The following is an 18,595-nucleotide window of genomic DNA, read 5'->3' as shown; positions in this document are numbered from 1 at the left end:
CCTTGGACTATCTCGTCAATCTCTCGGTCCTGGAACCGAACGCCGTACTTGAAGCCAGGATGAAGGATGCCGGCGTAACCATCAGGCGCGTGCTCGCGCCGGAAGCAAAACTCGTCACCAAATGGGTCGCCGACGAATTCGGCGACGGATGGGCAAGCGAAACCGCCGTGGCGCTGGCGCGTCAGCCGCCGACTTGCTTCATCGCAACCCGCAATCAAGAGCTCGTCGGCTTTGCCTGCCACGAATCCATCGCACGCGGGTATTTCGGGCCAACGGGCGTTCAGACGGAAGCGCGCGGGCTTGGGATTGGCCACGCGCTGCTCGTCGCCTGTCTCTTTGATCTCAAAACTATGGGCTATGGCTATGCCATCATCGGAGATGTCGGCCCAGCAGCCTTCTACGAGAAAGCGGTCGGCGCAATACCGATCCCCAATTCCGCGCCCGGTGTCTACGCCGGGATGCTCAAGGTCTGACCTTCCAACACAATCAAGAGATAATCATGTCCAAATCACGCCAACCCGCCCTGCGGCTCGAAAGCTCATGGCTCCCCGCTTCGGACGAGAGAGCCCAGGCCTATACGCTCAGCCTGAAGAACCTATCTTCCAAGCCGATCTCCAAGTTTACGCTCTGCATCAGCGGCCCTGGCCGCGTCGACCCTGCCGTTCAGATCGAGGGCGGAACGATCGGTCGTAGGCTTTCGAACTTCACCGAGTTTCTGCCCCCCGAAGACTTCATGCTGGAGGCGGGCAAGACCTGGACGCTCTCGATTTCGGCGCTCAGCTGGGCATTCCAGCATTGGACGGATGGAGCGATCGGCGCCTACGTTGCATTTGCCGACGGCAGCACCTTGTCGCTGGCTGTGGAGCCGACACGCTCCCTTGCCAACAATGCGCCATTGAAGCGCGGTGCGGAAATCTATCCCGTGCCCGTCAACCCGCCGGTACCCGTTTCGATCGTGCCGTGGCCAAATCAGGTATCGGTGTCGGGCAGGCGTTCCCTGCCGCCGGGCTTTGCGATCAATGCGAGCGATCCGAGCGCGGTTGCGGCCGCAGAGGCCTTCACGGGTCTCGTTGACGATCTCTTCGCCGTCGAAGGTATCGTCCGTCCTGCATCCGAAGGCGGCATGCCGGTGATGCTGGAAGTCGTCGAGGGGCTTGCGCCCGAGGCTTATGCCGTTGCGTTTTCGAGCGACCGCGTGCGGATTTCAGCGACCACGCAGACCGGGCTGCTCTACGGCCTGATCACGCTCGGACAGATCTGGCGCGGCGCCCACCTCTACCCGCATGCATTCAAATTCCCGGCCGATGGAACCATCGCAGACGAGCCCTCGATGGGATGGCGTGGCCTGCATCTTGATGTCGCGCGGCAGTTCTACGGCAAGGCGGAGATCAAAAAACTCCTGAGCATCCTTGCGTGGAACAAGGTCAATCGCTTCCACTGGCACCTGTCGGACGATGAAGCGTGGCGCGTCGAGATCGACGCCTATCCAGCACTGACGGAGATCGGCGCATGGCGTGGGCATGGCCTTGCGGTTCCACCGCTGCTGGGATCGGGCCCAGCGCGGAGCGGAGGCTACTACACCAAGGCAGCCGTTCGCGAGATCGTCGCCCACGCCAAGGAGCTCGGCATCGAGGTCGTGCCGGAGATCGACGTGCCCGGACACTGCTTTGCCATGCAGCAGGCAATTCCTGAGCTCCGCGATCCGGCCGAAATCGGCAGCTATTTCTCCGTCCAGGGTTTCCCGGACAATTGCATCAACCCTGCCCGCGAAAAGACTTACGAGGTTCTGGAAACGATCTTCCGTGAGCTGATCGAGCTCTTCCCGTTCAAGACGATCCATATCGGTGCCGACGAGGTCCCGCTCGGAGCGTGGTCTGGTTCCCCGGAAGCGCTCGCCCGGTTGCGCGAAATTGCTGGCGACGCAACGGCCGAGACGCACGCCAAGCGCCTGAACGTCATCACCAATACCCACGGCGCCGACGACATTGACGGATCCGGCGCCGCCGTCCTGCAAGCCGTGTTCCTGGAGCGCGTCCAGAAGTTCCTGGCCGCGCAGGGCTGCATCACCGGTGGATGGGAAGAAGCGGCGCACGGCAATGTCATCGACAAGACGAAGAGCTATCTGTGCGGATGGCGCAGTGTCGAAGTCTCGGCAGCTCTTGCCGGGGAGGGTTACGAGATGGTCGTCTGCCCCGGTCAGGTCTACTATCTCGACATGGCCAACAGCCCCGACTGGGACGAGCCGGGCGCGAGCTGGGCGGGCTGGTCCGAACCCGAAAAGCTCTACAACTTCGATCCGGTGGAAGGCTGGACCGATGAACAGAAGAAGAAGCTGCGCGGCATTCAGGCCTGCATCTGGTCCGAGCCGATGACGGACCGTGCCGTCTTCGATCGCCTGGTTTTCCCGCGCATCTCAGCCCTTGCGGAAAGCGCCTGGACAAAGCCCTCCGACAAATCGTGGGAGCGTTTCAAGGCCGTCGCAGGACTGATGCCGATCCTCTATGCCTATCCGTGATGGTATCAGGCTAGAGGTTTCTGCAGGACGTCGAACTGTGGGTTCGTCTCCGAAAAGATCGGCAGTGCCGCGGCGCCCAGGATCGCCGTGTCCCTGCCGGTCGCGCCCACCATTATGCGGGGAATGGCGCGCTCGGCGGTCGGATTGACGGGCTCAGGCAGCGGCTCCAGCCGAAGCGCAAGCCGCCCCAAGAGGGAAGGGGGCATCGATCCGCCCAGGACGATGGTCTGCGGGTCGAAGGCAAGTTCCAGAAAGTCGATCGTCTGGCGCATTGGCTCGACCGCGGCGTCGAGCCATGCGTCGAGCGATGTCCCCGCATTTTCGATCAGTGTGTCCAGCTCTTCGAGCGAGCCGTTGTCCGGATTGCGAATGCCGAGATGCTCATAGGCCGTTCCGAGCGATACGTACTGATCCAGGCAGCCGCGCTTGCCGCATGTGCAGAGCCTGCCATTCGGAACCGCAATCATGTGGCCGATCTCTCCGGCATTGTTCCGGCTGCCCTTATAGAGATGACCGTCAAGAAACATTCCGGCGCCGATGCCGCCACCGAGGAAGAGATAGACAAAGCTGCTGAGACCGCGTGCAACGCCGTAAAGCCGCTCGCCGATCGCTGCAGCCGTCGCATCGTTTTCGACAAGAACCGGCACCCCTACGAGGCGATGAAGTTCTGACGCGACGGGAAAATTCTGCCATCCGGGGAGCGTAACCGGGCTCAAGGACGTTACCCCCTCGGAGGCATAGCGACCGGGCATGGCAATGCCGACACCCAGGAGGCGGCTTCGATCGAACCGGAAGCTTGTTTGCAGGTCCGCCGCAATACCGGCGAGGATGGGTATCGCCTCTTTTGGCGTCGGCCGGTCGACAGCACGCTCGATCCTCGCCCGGACGCTTCCCGACAGGTCCGTCAGGACCCCCACCGCGTGGTGGCGTTCCAGCTCCAGGCCCACCGAATAGCCACCGTTTGGATTGATGGAGTAGGGTGTGACCGGTTGGCCGCGCGCCGCCTTTTGCGGAGTTCCCGCCTTCAGAAGCTTCGAACCCTCGAGTTCTTCGACAATGTTGGACACTGTCTGCGTGCTCAACGCCGTCAGACGTGCCAGCGCTGCGCGCGACAGCGGGCCGTTCGTCCTGATCGCCTCGATCACCACACGCCGATTATGCGACTTTGCCTGCTCGAGATTTGTACCTGAAATTGCCTTCATATCTTCAACTTGCAGCGCCGGGCAAATTTGCGCGGACATGTGGAGGCCTTTGCCTGTTGCCTACCGCATACGGGCTTAGCGCGAGGATATCCAGTGGATTGCTTTGGGGCGACAACAGCGACATCACTGGCCTTCGTCCGGAATGTTAAGCAGGTGTCCGCACGCCTTGCAGTGCACCGCGTCCGCATCGTGGCGCTGTAGCCCGCACTGGGGACAGGCAAAGCGTACCTTGTAGGGGCGCACGACTGCCTGGGCGAGGCGCACGAAGAGTGAGATGCCGATGATCATCGTGACGATCGAGGTCAGCTTTCCCGCGGTTCCAGGCAGGGTGATATCGCCAAACCCGGTGGTCGTCACAGTGGCAACCGTAAAATAGAGCGCATCGACAAAGCCTACTGCGCCTTGCTGGCCGTAGAAGAAGAAGGTGTAGACGAAACCGGTGACGATAAACAGGAAGACAACGAGATTGAGACAAGCACGAACGACATCGAGCCACTGATTGTAGCCGAGCCTTCGCAATCCCTCTTTCAAAAGGCTGCTGTGCCCGATCGCCCAGATCCGCATGGCACGCAGGAAGGCAAAATTGAACAGCAGGTCCGGGAACAGCAAGGTCGCCAGTATGAAAACATCGACCCATGTCATGAACCTTTTTATGAAGGTTTTGGCATCGCCGGCGATGATGGCTTGGGCAACGAGCTCGATCCCGATCCAGACGGCGATCGTGAAATCGAGAACCAGATAGGAACGTCCCTCTCTCAGGTAAGGGCCGAATATGAAGAAGGCCAGGATCGCCAGATCGAAGACAGCAAGCACGCCCTGCAGACGAAGAGAGCGGATATCCTTTCCGCGCTGCAGCCAGAGCAGCCATTTTCTGAGGGTCTTCAGTCGTTCGGGCAGGGTACCTTGATCGAGGCGGGCGTTGCTCATTGCGGGAAAACTAGCGGTCGCAGACAGCGTTGCAATGAGGACGCACGCAATTCACGGCTGCGCGACGCCAATGGCGCACACAGTTCTGCGATCGAATGGAGAAGGCTTGCCTTTCCTCAAATCGCCTTGGGCCCTTCGACGCCTAGCCGTTCTGCGTGCTGCAGCAATGGTTGAAGTATGCCGGGAAACAGCACGACGCCCACGGCCTGCGCTTGGCGCCTGCGCGCAAGTCCATTTTCGCCGGGCAAGCGGACGCGCTCGACATCTGGGCGCGGCGGATTTTCATGGCAGGCACGGACCAGCCAGTCGGTCTGACGCAGGAACGCGTCACGTCCGCCGAAGGCATCAGGGTCGAAGACCTGTACGGTCACGGCTGCATTGGTTCCGTTGGGAGCGTCCGCTCGTCCGAAGCCGGCAAGGCCCTGTGTGAATGCCTCGACATGGAGCGCCATCCCGTAGCCCTTTTGCCCGTGGTCGACGCCTCCGGTTGGCAGCAGCGTGCCACCGCGTTCGATCACCCGAGGATCGCGGCTCGGCTTACCATCCTCGTCAAGCAGCCAGTCGTGATCATATTGCCGCCCCTCGCGGACCAGTCGCTGTGCCATGTTGACTGTGGTGATCGATGCGCTGATGTCGATCAGGATGGGATCACCTGTGGTCGGGATTCCGTGGGCCACCGGATTGGGGGTGTAGACACCCTTGCGCCCGCCGAAGGGCGCAACCTGCGCACCGGAAGGACTGGAGGATGCGATGCTGACCATATAACCGCGCTCGGTGGCGATTGGCAGGTAGGCGGCGAGGCAGCCGATATGATGGCTGTCGGCGATCGCAATCGTCACCGTCCCGTAAATCGCGGCACGGTCACAAGCAAGTTTGACGGCTTCAGACGTCAGCCAGGCACCCGGCAGGCGCTGTCCGCGCCAGGCAACGGAAGGGCCGCGATCGGAGACGACGTCTGGCCGTCCCTGGCGCTTCATCACACCGTCGGCAATGCTCTGAAGGTACCAGCCCGCCAAAGCAAGGCCGTGTGTGGTATGGCCCATCAAATCGGCTTCGACGAGATAATAGGCCACAGCAGCTGCCTTTTCGCTTTCGAGACCGGCGGCGACAAAAAGAGCGTTTGCAAAGTCGCGCAGCGCTTCAGGCAGATAGCGGATATCAGAGGCATCAGGCATGGATCTCTCCGTGGTTATGCCGACCGCTGCGCGGTCAGCGCGCAAGCAATCGCGGCGCAAGCGTTTGGCCGCTGAGCGCAGCCAGAACGTTCTGTGCTGACATGACGGAAACGGCGCGCTTGGCATCCAGCGTGACGCCGGCCACGTGCGGCGTTACGAGCGTGTTGGAGAGCTGAAGCAACGGGTTTGCGATGCCAGGCGGCTCGACCGCGAAACTGTCCAGTCCCGCACCTGCGAGATGGCCTTCCGCCAGTGCCGAGACGAGTGCTTTCTCATCGACGACTTCGCCCCTCGCGGTGTTGATCAGGAACGCGCCGGGTTTCATCAGCCGGATGCGTCGGGCATCGATCAGCCTGGTCGTTTCAGGGGTAAGCGGGCAATGCAGGCTGACGATGTCGGAAGTTGCAAGGAGCGTGTCGAGGTCGTTGGTCCGGCTGACGCCATCGGCAAATGCGCTGTCTGGGGCATGCGGATCGAAGGCGGATACGATCATGCCGATCGCGCCCGCCATTTTGCCTAGCGTCTGGCCGATGAAGCCGAAGCCGACCAGACCAAGGTGCTGACCGCGCAACTCTCGTCCTCTGTACTGGCCCTTGTCCCAGATGCCGTCACGGATCAGCGCATCCTGCCTCGGAAGCTCCTTGACCAGCGCCATCATCAGAGCGAGCGCGTGCTCGGCAACCGATTGCCCGTTGCTGCCTATCGTCATTGACACGGCAATGCCAAGCCCCCTCGCGGCGTCAACGTCGATGTCGTTCGTGCCGACGCCGTGCTTGGCAATATGGCGAAGCCTCCCTCCGGCCCGCATTTCCTCAGTTCCTAAGATGTCCGCAAGCAGACGCACGATCACGGCTTCGGGACGGTTGGCGTTCATGACCTCGATGACGGCTTGCCGGTCGAGATAGGGGGGCGTTGCCACGACTGTGACACCGGCTGCTTCCAGGAGCGCGCGTCCCTCGGGTGCGAGTTCTCCCCCGAGTATGACAACTGTCTCGTCCACCAGGCATCTCCTATGCAGGCACAGATTTTCGCCGGCGCAGGCGCGCACCGATGGCGAATGATAGTCTCCTTGCGAAGCGCTCAGGCCGCCTGGCGGCGCGGCGATCGGGCCATCAGCCGCGCATAGGCGATGGCCGACAGCATGTTGTGGTGATTGGCCTTGCCGGTTCCGGCGATGTCGAAGGCGGTGCCGTGATCGACGGATACACGGTCGATCGGCAGGCCAAGCGACACGTTGACGGCAGTCTCAAAGGCAACGAGCTTTATCGGGATGTGACCCTGATCGTGATACTGCGCGATCACCAGATCGAAGGCGCCATTGTAGGCGCGGGCAAACACGGTATCTGCCGAGATCGGCCCGACGACATCGATGCCTTTTGCCTGTGCCTGCTTTACGGCTGGCGCCAGGAATTCCATGTCCTCGGTACCGAACAGTCCGTTTTCGCCGCAATGTGGATTGAGACCGGCAACCGCAATGCGCGCCTTCTTGCCGAGCCGCATGAAATGATTGTGCCCGGCCTCGATGGTGGCGAGCACCCGCTCCGTCTTGGCTCGCTCGATCGCGCCCCTCAGCGAGATATGCGTCGAGACGTGAATGGTGTTCAAACGTTCGGAGGCGAGCAACATGAAGGAGCTCTTCGATCCCGTCAGATGCGCCAGCAGGCCGGTATGTCCGTCGAAATGATGCCCGGCAAGGTTCATCGCTTCCTTGTTGATCGGTGCAGTCACGATAACATCGGCCGCTCCGGACATGGCGAGATCGACTGCCCGCGTGATGTATCTTACGGAGGCGTCGCCCGCGACCGGGCTGACCTTGCCGATCTCGGGCAAGGGTGCGCCGAGGTCGACTTCGTCGACGGCGATCTTGCCGGCGTCGGGGGCATCGGCGGGCGCAAACATCAAGCCGGTGGAAGCGGCGCGGTTGGCCCTCTCCAGGGCTTCGGTGTTGCCGACGATCACGAAATCGCGGCGTTCGTCATCGGGCATCGCTGCCAGCGCCTTGACGATCACCTCAGGTCCGACGCCTGCCGGATCGCCCAGCGTCACTGCGACTTTCGCATTCCTGTCCATCAGTCACATTCCTTTTCGCGTGGCACGCGCCTAGTAGGCGGCCTCATAGATCGAGCGGATATCGGCGCGCGACAGATCGCGCGGATTATTGTCGAGCAGGCGACGGATGGCAAAGGCATCGTCGGCCATGGCGTCGAGATCGCTTTGCGGCACACCGAGGCCTGAGAGCTTCATTTCAATGCCGAGCTCGGCACAGAACGAATAGGCGGCATCGAAGACCGAACGGATATCCACCGACGCCCTGCGGCCGAGCGCATCCATGACCGCGCGGGTCTTCTCCGGAACCGACGGCGTGTTGAAGGCAAGTACATGCGGAAAGATCAGCGCGTTCGCCGCGCCGTGCGCCACATGCCAACGCGTGCCGAGCGGATAAGCCAGCGCATGGCCGCCGGCGGTATTGACCGGACCAAGGCAGAAACCGCCATAGAGCGATGCGAGCGACAGGCCGGCGCGCGCCTCGGCGTCGGAACCGTCCTTGACCGCCCGCGCCAGATATTTGCCGACCAGGCGCGTTCCTTCGATCGCATAGAGGTCGACCATCGGGTGCGCCTTGCGATTGGTGAAGGCTTCGACACAGTGCGCCATGGCATCGACACCGGTTGCAGCCGTCGTACCGGCCGGAACAGTGAAGGTCAGCGCTGGATCGATAACGGCGATGTCGGCGAGCATGTGAATGCTTTCGACAGCAAGTTTGGCCATCGTCGTCGGATCTGTGACGAGCGCGCGGATACCGGCTTCGCTGCCTGTTCCCGACGTGGTCGGCACCTGCGCCAGTGCGACGCGGCGGGGACCATGGACCTTGTTCGGGCCGACGACCTCATGCAGCGTCTGCGACGAGCCGGCAAGCACGGCAGCAAGCTTTGCAAGATCCATGGCGCTGCCGCCGCCGAACCCGACCACCAGCTGGGCATCGGCGGCATTGGCCGCGGCAAGAACCTTGTCGAGATTGGCCGTATCCGGCTCCGGTGTCACATCGGCAAAGACCGTGACGTCGCCCTTGAGCGCGAGCGTCTCGACGCGCCTGGCATTGAACGCATCGGAGATGACAAGAATGCGGGCATAGCCTTTTTCGCTCGCCCACTTGCCGAGCCGATCGGCGGTGCCGACACCGAACTCGATCAAATGCGGCCGGACTATTGTGATAGGCGAATCCAAGCTGACCACTGGACCACTCCTCCCTGCAAGATCACACGGCACCTGTAGCTGCCGTTAAGATGTAAAGTTGTTATACAAAGCTAGCTTGCTTGGCAAGCCGTACCATCGAATATGTCGAAGAATTCATCTGGATCGCTGCGGATGGGTATGCGATAGAGGTGAGGTATCGGCTTTAGTACCTTGTTATTGAATGCTTTAATGTTGCCACCCTTATCGTTGGCATGGACTGGATCGAACTGTCGCCAGTCGTCCAAAAGCAGAGCAGAAAATTGTCAACTCTTGGCTTGTCGATAGGCGAGCCGACGCGAGAATCTGTCAAAAGACCGCGCGTCAGCCCCCAAACGGTATCCCCAACTGACAAGCTGTCAGGCGTCAGCCGATCGCGTCTTGCGAAAGACGCACATATTTGATCGCCCGGCGATAGTAGGTGTAGGCAACGTGCACGACGCCATCCGGCCCTTCGACGATCGAAGGGTAGGAAAATTCACGATTGATCGCGTCCTTCGAGTTGTTGCTGAGGCAGTACCCGTCTCCTGTGTCTAGGTCGACGCGGCGCGGGAAGCTTGCGCCGCCATCATTGGAGAAGGCAAGACTGAGCGGTGCACGGGGAACGCCCCAGACGGCCTTCTGCCGCGCCGTCGCCGGTTCCAGTGCCGCTTCGACGCCTTCGTTGCCCCCGATCTCGTCGTAGAGCGAATGCCTTCTGGCATCGGATGTCAGCGCATTGGAATGGTTGTAAACCATTGCGATAACGCCATTTCTTAGCTTCACCGCCTGGATCGAGGAATTGTTGTTGGGCAGGTCGATGGGCTCGGGCGCGCTCCAGCGCCTGCCGCCATCCGTCGACCGGCTGGACAACACGGATTGCGAAAAGCGGTTGCGGTAGAACGCGACGAGACGATCACCGTCAAGCGGCACGATGTTCATGTGAACAGCGCCCAGACTGTCCGGTACGTCGGTCATCTCAAACGTCTTGCCCTGGTCGCTGGAGATCAAGACGCCAGCTGTGTCTGCGTCTCCGGTCCAGCGTTCTCCTGGCAATCCGACGCAGCGAAAAACGGGAAGAAGCCAGTCTCCGTGGCCATTGACGATGATCGGCTGCCGGACGAAGGTGCCGGGAAGATCGCAGAGAACGCCGACGTCTCCGAATGTCTTGCCGCCGTCGGCTGAAATTCGATATTTGACAATCGAGCCATCCTGATTTCCGGAGGTCTGAGACGTGTAGAGCAGCCACACATTTCCGTCAGGAGCCTTGAAAATCAATGGGTTCTGCTCGGATTTGACCGGATCGTCGGACATCTTTTCGGCCTGCGACCAGCGGGTGGCGCCAGGCGCGAGGCGCGACATGTAAATCGAAATGTCACCCATCCCCTCCATCGTGCCGCCAAACCAGACGCAGGTGAGCGTGCCATCCGGCAGAAAGGCGAGATTGGCGGCGTGGTTTTGGATGCATGGGGACGGCAGGTAGGCGTCCGCGCGTCCCTTTTTACGTCTGTTGGCGACAATGTCGCCCGTCATCAGTGGCGGAACCGCGTCCGGCTGCAAGCCCGTGAAGGTCATTGTCGTCATCCTTACAGCTTGGCATAGGCCTCGGAGAGGGCGGCATAATCAGCCTCGCTGATCGGCATCAGCGGCGCGCGGGTGCGTTTCCACGATGGGGTGCCGGTCTTCAGTCCCACCATCGCCTTGATCGTCGGGATCTGCACATAGGAATTGGACAGGGTGCGGAAGGCATTGATCCTGTTCTGGGCGACGTCGACGTCGGCGGTCCGCTCTGCGTCATGAACGTTGTCGTAGACGGTGCGCAGCGAGCCTGCGACGAGATTGGACGTGGCGGTGATGCAGCCGGCTCCACCGGCTTTTAAGAGCGGCAGCAGCAGCGGGTCGGCGCCAGCGAGAACGGAGAAGCCGGGATAGGCGGCGATGATCGCCTGCATGTTATTGAAATCCCCAGCGGATTCCTTGATGCCGACGACGGTCTCGGGGAAGGCTTCGATCAGCCGGCCGATCAGCGGCACGGAAAGCGGCACGCCGGAAACCTGCGGAATATGATAGAGAATGACCTGCAGGCGACTGTCTGCGACCTTTTCCAGGACCTGCGAATAGGCGGCAAACAGCCCGTCATCGGACACGCCCTTATAGTAGAACGGCGGAAGCATGACGACTTTGGTCACGCCAAGCGAAAGTGCGTGCTTGGTGAGTTCGACCGTTTCGGGAATGGCCACCACGCCGGTGCCCGGAAGCAGAGCGTCAGCAGGAATTCCCGCCTTCAGGGTTGCTTCGAGGATTGCGCGGCGTTCGCTCGACGAAAAGGAATTCGCTTCGCCCGTGGTGCCAAGAAGTGCCACCCCATGACAACCCTCATCAAGAAGCGTCCGGCAATGGGCCGTAAACAGACCGAGATCGGGGCTGCCATCGGCGTTCAGCGGCGTCGCCGCCGCACTGAATACGCCTGTAATCTTGTGATTGTTCATATCGTCCTCCTCGGATGAACGCCGCGACGGGCGGCAAAGGCGGGGCGTCAGGCCCGCAGGGTCGCGTTTTCTTCATCCTCGCAAACGTTGTTGTCAATATGACAATAGACGGAAGAGGAGCTTCGATTTTTTAAGCCATTGAAAAACCGTTATAAAATATTTTGTCGCATTGCTGAAGCCTGCATGAGATTAATTTTTGTTGACATATTTACATTATCGCGCGAGTGTCTGCGCCATACATGACGCACTTTCGGGATAGAGTGAGAGCGAGGGCGTCACGGATATTGTCATGGGAGGAACAGATGACTGATCGGAATGAACGGAATGCTGCGCAAAAGACGCAGATGTCGCGCCGCGATGCGCTGAAGCTCGGCCTTGCTGCCGGCGTCGGCCTTACGGTTTTCGGGATGAATGCCCGCATCGTGCTTGCCGATGAAGGCCAGGTCCTGAAGGTCGCCAACCCGGCTTTCAACCAGGACTGGTCCCCGTTGCGCGGTGGCGGCGTGCCCTACCGCTGGAACTCGATCTGGTGGGCGTCGCCCATGTATTTCGACAGCGAAGGCAAGATCAAGCCCTACGTCTTCACCAGCTGGGAATCGGCCGATAACAAGGTCTGGACCTTCAAGATCGACCCCAAGGCCGTCTTTTCCGACGGTAGCAAGATCACCGCGGCTGACGTCAAGGGATCGTGGGAAGTGGCCTCGATGCCCAACACCAAGAGCCAGCGCGCCGACCAGGTTCTGAGCAAGGTTCAAGGCTACAAGGACATCAGCGGCGGCTCGGCAACCGAACTTTCCGGCGTTGCAACGCCTGACGAGGGAACTGTCGTCGTCACACTGGCGGACGTCGATCCGATCTTCTTCATGCGCCTTGCCAACCACATCGCTCCGATCACCAAGGCGGCCCAGTCGCGCGGCAGCGACGGCGAGGAAATCGCCGACTGGTACAAGCCCGAAAGCGGCGCTGTCTTTTCCGGTCCGTTCAAGCTGACCAGCCTCGATATCGACGCTGGCAAGCTGGTGTTCGAGCCGAACGAGAATTTCTTTGGCCCCAAGCCGAAGCTGGCGCGCATCGAAATCACCTCGATCGAGGACAACGTCACCGCGACGTCGCTGATCAAGTCGGGCGAATTCAATGCCCACACCGAATTGGTGACATCGACGATCATCCAGGATCTCGGCCCCGAATTTTCAGCCGGCCCGATCATTCCGACGAGCCAGCACTTCTGGTTCAACGTCACGCGTGCACCGATGGATGATCCGAAGGTTCGCCAGGCGCTCATCATGGCAATCGACCGGGAYGGCCTCTTCAAGGCGTCTTATCCGGATGGTCCGCACAAGAAGGCCGATCAGATCCTAAATTCTGTGCCGGGTGCGGAAAACTCGGGGTTCGAACCCTATCCGTACGATCCGGCAGCGGCCAAGAAGCTGCTTGCCGAATCCACCTATGGTGGCCCGGACCGTCTGCCGAAGATCCTGTTCGTCGGCATTTCTGCGCCGGCGATCCAGGCAGCAGCCCAGTTCATCGCCGAGCAATGGCGCCAGAACCTCGGCATTACCGCCGTCGACATGAAGCCGCAGCAGGATTCCTATGCAGGCCCCGACCAGAATGCGGTCCAGATCTTCCGCGATGACGTCGGCACGCGCGTTCCCGATGCCGTTTCCTATCTCGCCGGCTGCATCGCGTCGACCTCGTCGAACGCGCAGAACAAGCTCGGCGGATACAAGAACGAGAAGGTGGATGCATCGCTTGCGCAAGCCGCGACCAAGGCTGCTGACGATCCCGAGCGCATCAAGCTTGCGCAGGATGCCCAGAAGGCATTCCGCGAGGATTGGGCCTTCATTCCGTGGTACTCTCAGGCGATGTCGCGCTGGGCTACCAAGGAGGTCAAGGGCATGGACAAGAACCTCGACTGGCAGGTCGTGGCGCCCTGGGACATTTCGATCGGCTGAGCCGAGCAAACGCTCCAAAGATAGCCCTTTGGCATCTCAACAACCGCGCGAAGACCGCAAGGCCTTCGCGCAAATTTCAAGAAGACATCGCATGTCCGCGCCAACGCGGAAACGTGTCTACCAACCGGTGGGAGGTGACCTTGTTACGCTATGTGCTAACCCGGTTTGCCATCTGGATTCCGTCCGTGCTGATCGTGATGCTGGCCGTTTACGCGCTGGCCTTCTACGGCGCCGGCGATCCGATCAAGCTGATCTTTCTGCGTGCACCCGGCGATGTCGCCTATAATCCGCAGCGCATCGAAGCCATTCGCGAAAGTGCCGGCCTCAACAAGCCGTTCATCGAGCAGTTCGGCCTTTACATCTGGAACCTGCTGCATGGCCAGTTCGGCAATTCGCTGACCTCGGGCCGATCGGTCTGGGCCATGGTGTCTGCTGCAGCACCCGTCTCCTTCAAGCTTGCGCTCTGTTCCATCATCCTGACGACGATCGTCGCCATTCCGCTTGGCATGATCGCCGCGATGAACCAGAACAGCCGCATCGACTATGCCATCCTCGGCTCGGCGCTGTTTCTCTGGGCGATCCCGGCCTATGTCGCCGGCCCGCTGTTGATGGTCGGTCTGATCGTTCTCCTGCCGCACGCCAATGTACCCTACGGCTGGGGCGGCGTGTTCGAGGTGCGCATCGTGCTGCCGCTTCTCGTCCTCTCCTTCCAGCCGATCGCGCTGATTGTGCGCCAGACGCGCGCCGCCGTCATCGAGGTGCTGTCGGAGGACTTCGTCCGTACCGCGCGCGCCAAGGGCGTACCGGAGATCGTCGTGGCGCTCCGCCACATCCTGCGCCCGGTGCTGACACCCGTCGTCACCCAGCTCGGCCTGATCATGATCACCATCGTCAACGGCGCGATCTTCGTCGAGCTGGTGTTCGGTCTGCCAGGCCTTGGCCGGTTGACGGTTCAGGCGCTGATCAACTCGGACTATCCCGTCATTCTCGCGATTACGCTCATCGGATCCTTCCTGGTCATGCTGTCGAACCTTCTGGTCGACGTGCTCTACCCGCTGCTTGATCCGCGCGCCAACGATGCAAGAAGGAGCCGCTGACCATGTCCGCCATCCCTCTCTCACCGACAGCACCGCTGGACGAAGCACCGGTCAGCCTGTGGCGCGATGCCTGGTATCGCCTGAAGCGCAACAGGCTCGCCGTCTTCGGCCTGATTGTCGTGCTCATCCTCGCCTTTGCTGCGATCTTCGGGCCTTACCTGACGCCCTACGATTATCTCAGCCAGGACCTTCAGGCACGAAATGCCGCGCCCTCGCTGCATCACCTCTTCGGGACCGATGATCTCGGCCGCGATGTCTTCAGCCGCGTGGTCTTTGGCACCCGCACAGCTTTCATGGTCGCCGTCGTCGTCACCTTAATCGCCGTTTTGATTGGCGTCGTGCTCGGCGCCATCGCGGGCTTCTTTGGCAATCCATTCGACCGCGTCATCATGTGGCTAACGGACATGACGATGTCTGTACCGAACCTACTGCTCGTCGTCGTCATCAACGCGTCGCTGAAGTCGCCGATCACGAAATGGATGGAAGCGCAGTACCTCGCGACGCTCAATCCGTTTTATCGCCAGACCATCTGGGTCGATTTCATGCTCGTTTTCGGCTCGATGGCGCTGATCTCCTGGCCGCCCTATGCGCGTCTCGTTCGCGCACAGGTGCTGTCGATCCGCGGCCGGCCCTACATCACCGCCGCCCAGGCGCTCGGTCTCTCCAACTGGATCATCATGAAGCGCTACGTCATTCCGAACGCACTCGGACCGCTGATCGTTTCCGTCAGCGCCGGCCTCGGCACCGCGATGGTTCTGGAAAGCGCCTTCAGCTTCCTCGGTGTCGGCGTCAACCCGCCGACGCCCAGCTGGGGCAACATGATCTCGGACGGTCTGCGTGTCTGGCAGCACTATCCCCACCTGCTTGCTGCTCCGGCAGCGGTACTCGGACTTGCCTCCGTTGCCTTCAGCTTCCTCGGCGATGGCCTTAACGACGCACTCAATCCTCGGGGGAACAAGTGATGACCGTCACCAAATCCAACGAACGACTTCTTGATGTTCGCGACCTGACGGTCGAGATCGACGGCCGAAACGGTCCGGCGGTGGTGGTCGATGGCATCGACCTCTACGTCAACAAGGGCGAAACGCTGGGCGTCGTCGGCGAATCGGGTTGCGGCAAAAGCCTGACGATGCTGAGCCTGATGCGGCTCCTGCCCAACAAGATCAAGGTTACGAAGGGCTCGGCGACGTTCGACGGAAAGGATCTGCAGACGATGTCGAACCGCGAGCTGCGCAAGGTGCGCGGTGGCGATATCGGCTTCGTTTTCCAGGATCCGATGACCTCGCTGAACCCGGTGATGCGTGTCGGCGACCAGATCTGCGAGCCGCTGATCTACCATCGCAACATGAAGAAATCGGAGGCACGCTTGCGCGCGGTCGAACTTCTGCGCCTTGTCGGCATTCCCGGTCCCGAGGAGCGTCTGCAGGCGTATCCGCACGAGCTCTCCGGCGGCATGCGCCAGCGTGTGATGATCGCGATCGGCCTTGCCTGCAATCCGAAGCTCCTGATCGCCGACGAGCCGACGACTGCACTCGACGTCACCATTCAGGCGCAGATCGTCGATCTCGTGAAGGACCTGCGCGCCAAGCTCGGCATGTCGGTGGTCTGGATCACCCACGATCTCGCCCTGATCGCTGGTCTTGTCGATCGAGTGGCTGTGCTTTATGCCGGCACCGTGGTCGAGGACGCACCGGTCGATGAGCTCTACGCTCGCCCGAGCCACCCCTATACGCGAGGTCTGCTTGCCTCGATCCCGAAGCTCTCGGACGCACCGGCAAGTCGGCTGAGCTCGATTGGCGGCACGCCGCCCGAACCCGGCCGCCGGCCGAAAGGATGTCCGTTTGCGCCGCGTTGTCCGCTGGCCGAGGCCATCTGTCATGAGAGCGTGCCGAAGCTGGAGCCGCTGAGCGGCGCCGGCAACCATCGCACCGCCTGTTTCGTCGTCCAGAAAATGCAGGAGGCCGCGTGATGGGTGCCCAACCGCTGCTGAAGATCGAAAACCTCGTCAAGCATTTCCATGTCAAGCTCGGCGCCTTCGGCGAGCGCTCGGCGACCGTCTATGCGCTCGACAACGTCAATCTGGATATCATGGAAGGCGAAACGCTGAGCCTCGTCGGCGAATCCGGTTGCGGCAAGTCGACCACCGGCTTCACCATCCTAAACCTCTACAAGGCGACCAGCGGCAAGGTCGTCTACAAGGGCCAGGATCTTGCGACGCTCGATGAGAAGCAGATGCGGCCCTTCCGCCGCGATCTGCAGATCGTCTTCCAGGATCCGTATTCGACGCTCAATCCGCGCATGACGATCGGCGAGGCGATCGGCGAGCCCATCCTGTTCCACAAGCTTTGTACAAAGGCAGAGCTCAAGGACAAGATCGCAACGCTGCTCACCGACGTCGGTCTGCCGACACGCTTTGCGCAACGCTATCCACACGAACTCTCCGGCGGTCAGCGCCAGCGCGTCGTCATCGCCCGGGCGCTCGCATGCCAGCCGAAGTTCATCGTCTGCGACGAAGCGATTTCCGCCCTCGACGTATCGATCCAGGCGCAGATCATCAACCTGCTGCTCGACCTGCAGGAAAAGTACGGCCTGACCTATCTTTTCATTGCCCACGATCTGGCCGTCGTCCGCCACATCAGCACCCGTGTCGGCGTCATGTATCTTGGTCGCCTGGCGGAGCTCGCAACGCGCGAAGAGCTGTTCGACAACCCGCTGCATCCCTACACAAAAGCGCTGCTGTCGGCCGTTCCGGAGACGGATCCGGAGCTGGAGCGCACCCGAACCCGCCAGATCCTGCAGGGCGACGTGCCGAGCCCTCTCAACCCGCCGAGCGGCTGCCGCTTCCACACAAGGTGTCCGATCGCCATGGATGTCTGCAGCAAAGTCATCCCGGAGTGGAAGGAAGCCCGGCCTGGCCATCTCGTCGCATGCCATGCCGTCAACACAGGTCAGACTGCATGACGCTGAAGGTCGCGATCATCGCCGACGATCTGACTGGCGCACTCGACACGGGCACGCCCTTCGTCGATGCTGGCCTTTCCGTCGCGGTTGCGATCGATATCGAAGCCATATCGCAGGCGCTTGCGTCAGGCGCTGACGTCGTCGTGGCCAACACGGCCTCTAGGGCACTTCCTGCGGAGGAAGCGGCAGGAAGGGTCGGCCTTGCGGCCAGCGCATTTCTTGCCGCCTCGCCGGACATCATCCTGAAGAAGATCGACTCGCGACTGAAGGGCAATGTGGCCGCAGAAAGTGCGGCACTCGCAGCCGTTTTCGGTCATCACCAGATCGTGCTCGCACCTGCCATTCCCGATCAGGAACGCTTCACCCGCAACGGGCATGTGGTCGGTCGCGGTGTCGATGAGCCACTACCGATCGCCGATCTCTTCAAGCCCCGTCGCGAGAAGGTGCTGATCGTCGATGCGGAGAGCGACGGTGATCTCGACCGACTGATTGAAGAGCACGATTGGAAGACGACGCTCGCCGTTGGCGCACGCGGCATCGGGAGCGCGTTTGCCCGCAGCATCGGCAAGGCGAACAAACCCGCAGGCGACTTCAAGGCAACGCTGAAGACCGTCTTTGCGTTTGGATCCCGCGATCCGATCACGGCGGCGCAGATGACAAGGCTCGAGGCTTCAGGGATGCTCCACGACAACATTGAAGCGCCGCTGGGATCAATAGAGTATGTCGATGGATTGGCCTTGCCGGTTCTCTTGCATTGTACAGGAGAAATCTCCGGTGAGGCGGAGGCTGTTGCCGATCGCTTTGCGCAAGGGGTGAAATCGGTGATAGAGGATACGCGGCCGGACATGGTGATGGTCGGCGGCGGCGATACCGCACTGGCAGTCTTCCGGGAACTCGGAATTCACGTTCTGATACCGAAGGGTGAGATCGAAGCGGGCATTCCCTGGTTTGACGTGATCGCGGCCGATGGTGCCGCCTTCAGATGCTCCGTCAAGTCCGGGGGCTTTGGGAATCCGGATAGTTTGCTAAGAGTGATACCGCAGAATCAGCTGGCATGAGACGATGCC

At 61.1% G+C, this 18,595-nt stretch carries 16 protein-coding genes; 8 read left to right on the top strand and 8 right to left on the bottom strand.

What is annotated here, in order from left to right:
- The first annotated feature begins 2 nt into the window (after positions 1 to 2).
- Both AC1DMK_RS24935 and AC1DMK_RS24930 read left to right on the top strand, forming a co-directional pair.
- Positions 3 to 473, top strand: a complete 471-nt coding sequence (locus tag AC1DMK_RS24935; RefSeq protein ID WP_477862876.1) for a GNAT family N-acetyltransferase — start codon at positions 3 to 5, stop codon at positions 471 to 473.
- 26 nt (positions 474 to 499) lie between these two features.
- Positions 500 to 2,515, top strand: coding sequence for a beta-N-acetylhexosaminidase (locus tag AC1DMK_RS24930; RefSeq protein WP_477862874.1), 2,016 nt, complete (start codon positions 500 to 502; stop codon positions 2,513 to 2,515).
- 5 nt (positions 2,516 to 2,520) lie between these two features.
- Here AC1DMK_RS24930 and AC1DMK_RS24925 read toward each other — a convergent pair whose 3' ends face one another.
- The 8 genes from AC1DMK_RS24925 to AC1DMK_RS24890 all read right to left on the bottom strand — a co-directional run bounded on the left by AC1DMK_RS24925 (position 2,521) and on the right by AC1DMK_RS24890 (position 11,518).
- Entirely contained in the window at positions 2,521 to 3,717 is a 1,197-nt protein-coding gene (locus AC1DMK_RS24925) for an ROK family transcriptional regulator (protein WP_477862872.1), read from the bottom strand.
- 123 nt (positions 3,718 to 3,840) lie between these two features.
- Entirely contained in the window at positions 3,841 to 4,644 is an 804-nt protein-coding gene (locus AC1DMK_RS24920) for a potassium channel family protein (protein ID WP_477862870.1), read from the bottom strand.
- 116 nt (positions 4,645 to 4,760) lie between these two features.
- Positions 4,761 to 5,819 (bottom strand): Ldh family oxidoreductase, encoded by a 1,059-nt coding sequence (locus AC1DMK_RS24915; protein ID WP_477862868.1) that lies wholly within the window; start codon positions 5,817 to 5,819, stop codon positions 4,761 to 4,763.
- Between the two features lie 34 nt (positions 5,820 to 5,853).
- The gene (locus AC1DMK_RS24910) at positions 5,854 to 6,819 is read right to left on the bottom strand and encodes a hydroxyacid dehydrogenase (RefSeq protein WP_477862866.1); all 966 of its coding nucleotides are present in this window, start codon (positions 6,817 to 6,819) and stop codon (positions 5,854 to 5,856) included.
- Positions 6,820 to 6,899: 80 nt separating this feature from the next.
- Positions 6,900 to 7,889, bottom strand: coding sequence for a 4-hydroxythreonine-4-phosphate dehydrogenase PdxA (gene pdxA, locus AC1DMK_RS24905; RefSeq protein WP_477862864.1), 990 nt, complete (start codon positions 7,887 to 7,889; stop codon positions 6,900 to 6,902).
- Positions 7,890 to 7,919: 30 nt separating this feature from the next.
- Positions 7,920 to 9,053, bottom strand: a complete 1,134-nt coding sequence (locus AC1DMK_RS24900) for an iron-containing alcohol dehydrogenase (RefSeq protein ID WP_477862863.1) — start codon at positions 9,051 to 9,053, stop codon at positions 7,920 to 7,922.
- A 363-nt stretch (positions 9,054 to 9,416) separates the two neighbouring features.
- Entirely contained in the window at positions 9,417 to 10,604 is a 1,188-nt protein-coding gene (locus tag AC1DMK_RS24895) for a sialidase family protein (protein WP_477862861.1), read from the bottom strand.
- Positions 10,605 to 10,615: 11 nt separating this feature from the next.
- Positions 10,616 to 11,518: a dihydrodipicolinate synthase family protein gene (locus tag AC1DMK_RS24890; protein WP_477862859.1), complete on the bottom strand. Its 903-nt coding sequence runs from the start codon at positions 11,516 to 11,518 to the stop codon at positions 10,616 to 10,618.
- A 302-nt stretch (positions 11,519 to 11,820) separates the two neighbouring features.
- Between AC1DMK_RS24890 and AC1DMK_RS24885 the strand changes: the two genes are divergently transcribed.
- The 6 genes from AC1DMK_RS24885 (at position 11,821) to AC1DMK_RS24860 (ending at position 18,586) form a co-directional block, all read left to right on the top strand.
- Positions 11,821 to 13,470 (top strand): ABC transporter substrate-binding protein, encoded by a 1,650-nt coding sequence (locus AC1DMK_RS24885; RefSeq protein WP_477862857.1) that lies wholly within the window; start codon positions 11,821 to 11,823, stop codon positions 13,468 to 13,470.
- Positions 13,471 to 13,610: 140 nt separating this feature from the next.
- Positions 13,611 to 14,567: an ABC transporter permease gene (locus AC1DMK_RS24880; RefSeq protein WP_477862855.1), complete on the top strand. Its 957-nt coding sequence runs from the start codon at positions 13,611 to 13,613 to the stop codon at positions 14,565 to 14,567.
- A 2-nt stretch (positions 14,568 to 14,569) separates the two neighbouring features.
- A complete protein-coding gene (locus AC1DMK_RS24875; protein ID WP_477862853.1) occupies positions 14,570 to 15,529 on the top strand; it encodes an ABC transporter permease in 960 nt (319 codons plus the stop codon).
- Positions 15,529 to 16,536 (top strand): ABC transporter ATP-binding protein, encoded by a 1,008-nt coding sequence (locus tag AC1DMK_RS24870; RefSeq protein WP_477862851.1) that lies wholly within the window; start codon positions 15,529 to 15,531, stop codon positions 16,534 to 16,536. The genes AC1DMK_RS24875 and AC1DMK_RS24870 overlap by 1 nt, the downstream gene beginning before the upstream one ends.
- Entirely contained in the window at positions 16,536 to 17,528 is a 993-nt protein-coding gene (locus AC1DMK_RS24865; protein WP_037065941.1) for an oligopeptide/dipeptide ABC transporter ATP-binding protein, read from the top strand. Before AC1DMK_RS24870 ends, AC1DMK_RS24865 begins: the two co-directional genes overlap by 1 nt.
- Entirely contained in the window at positions 17,525 to 18,586 is a 1,062-nt protein-coding gene (locus AC1DMK_RS24860; RefSeq protein ID WP_477862849.1) for a four-carbon acid sugar kinase family protein, read from the top strand. The genes AC1DMK_RS24865 and AC1DMK_RS24860 overlap by 4 nt, the downstream gene beginning before the upstream one ends.
- The last annotated feature ends 9 nt before the right edge of the window (positions 18,587 to 18,595 follow it).

This window comes from Rhizobium sp. 05L419 (assembly GCF_056397845.1).
This window is presented reverse-complemented; position numbering and strand designations above follow the sequence as displayed.

Coding starts and splice junctions, on each gene's coding strand:
- AC1DMK_RS24930 (WP_477862874.1), top strand. CDS start 500: ATGTCCAAATCACGCCAACCCGCCCTGCGGCTCGAAAGCTCATGGCTC.
- AC1DMK_RS24925 (WP_477862872.1), bottom strand. CDS start 3,717: ATGAAGGCAATTTCAGGTACAAATCTCGAGCAGGCAAAGTCGCATAAT.
- AC1DMK_RS24920 (WP_477862870.1), bottom strand. CDS start 4,644: ATGAGCAACGCCCGCCTCGATCAAGGTACCCTGCCCGAACGACTGAAG.
- AC1DMK_RS24915 (WP_477862868.1), bottom strand. CDS start 5,819: ATGCCTGATGCCTCTGATATCCGCTATCTGCCTGAAGCGCTGCGCGAC.
- pdxA (WP_477862864.1), bottom strand. CDS start 7,889: ATGGACAGGAATGCGAAAGTCGCAGTGACGCTGGGCGATCCGGCAGGC.
- AC1DMK_RS24895 (WP_477862861.1), bottom strand. CDS start 10,604: ATGACCTTCACGGGCTTGCAGCCGGACGCGGTTCCGCCACTGATGACG.
- AC1DMK_RS24890 (WP_477862859.1), bottom strand. CDS start 11,518: ATGAACAATCACAAGATTACAGGCGTATTCAGTGCGGCGGCGACGCCG.
- AC1DMK_RS24875 (WP_477862853.1), top strand. CDS start 14,570: ATGTCCGCCATCCCTCTCTCACCGACAGCACCGCTGGACGAAGCACCG.
- AC1DMK_RS24870 (WP_477862851.1), top strand. CDS start 15,529: ATGACCGTCACCAAATCCAACGAACGACTTCTTGATGTTCGCGACCTG.
- AC1DMK_RS24865 (WP_037065941.1), top strand. CDS start 16,536: ATGGGTGCCCAACCGCTGCTGAAGATCGAAAACCTCGTCAAGCATTTC.
- AC1DMK_RS24860 (WP_477862849.1), top strand. CDS start 17,525: ATGACGCTGAAGGTCGCGATCATCGCCGACGATCTGACTGGCGCACTC.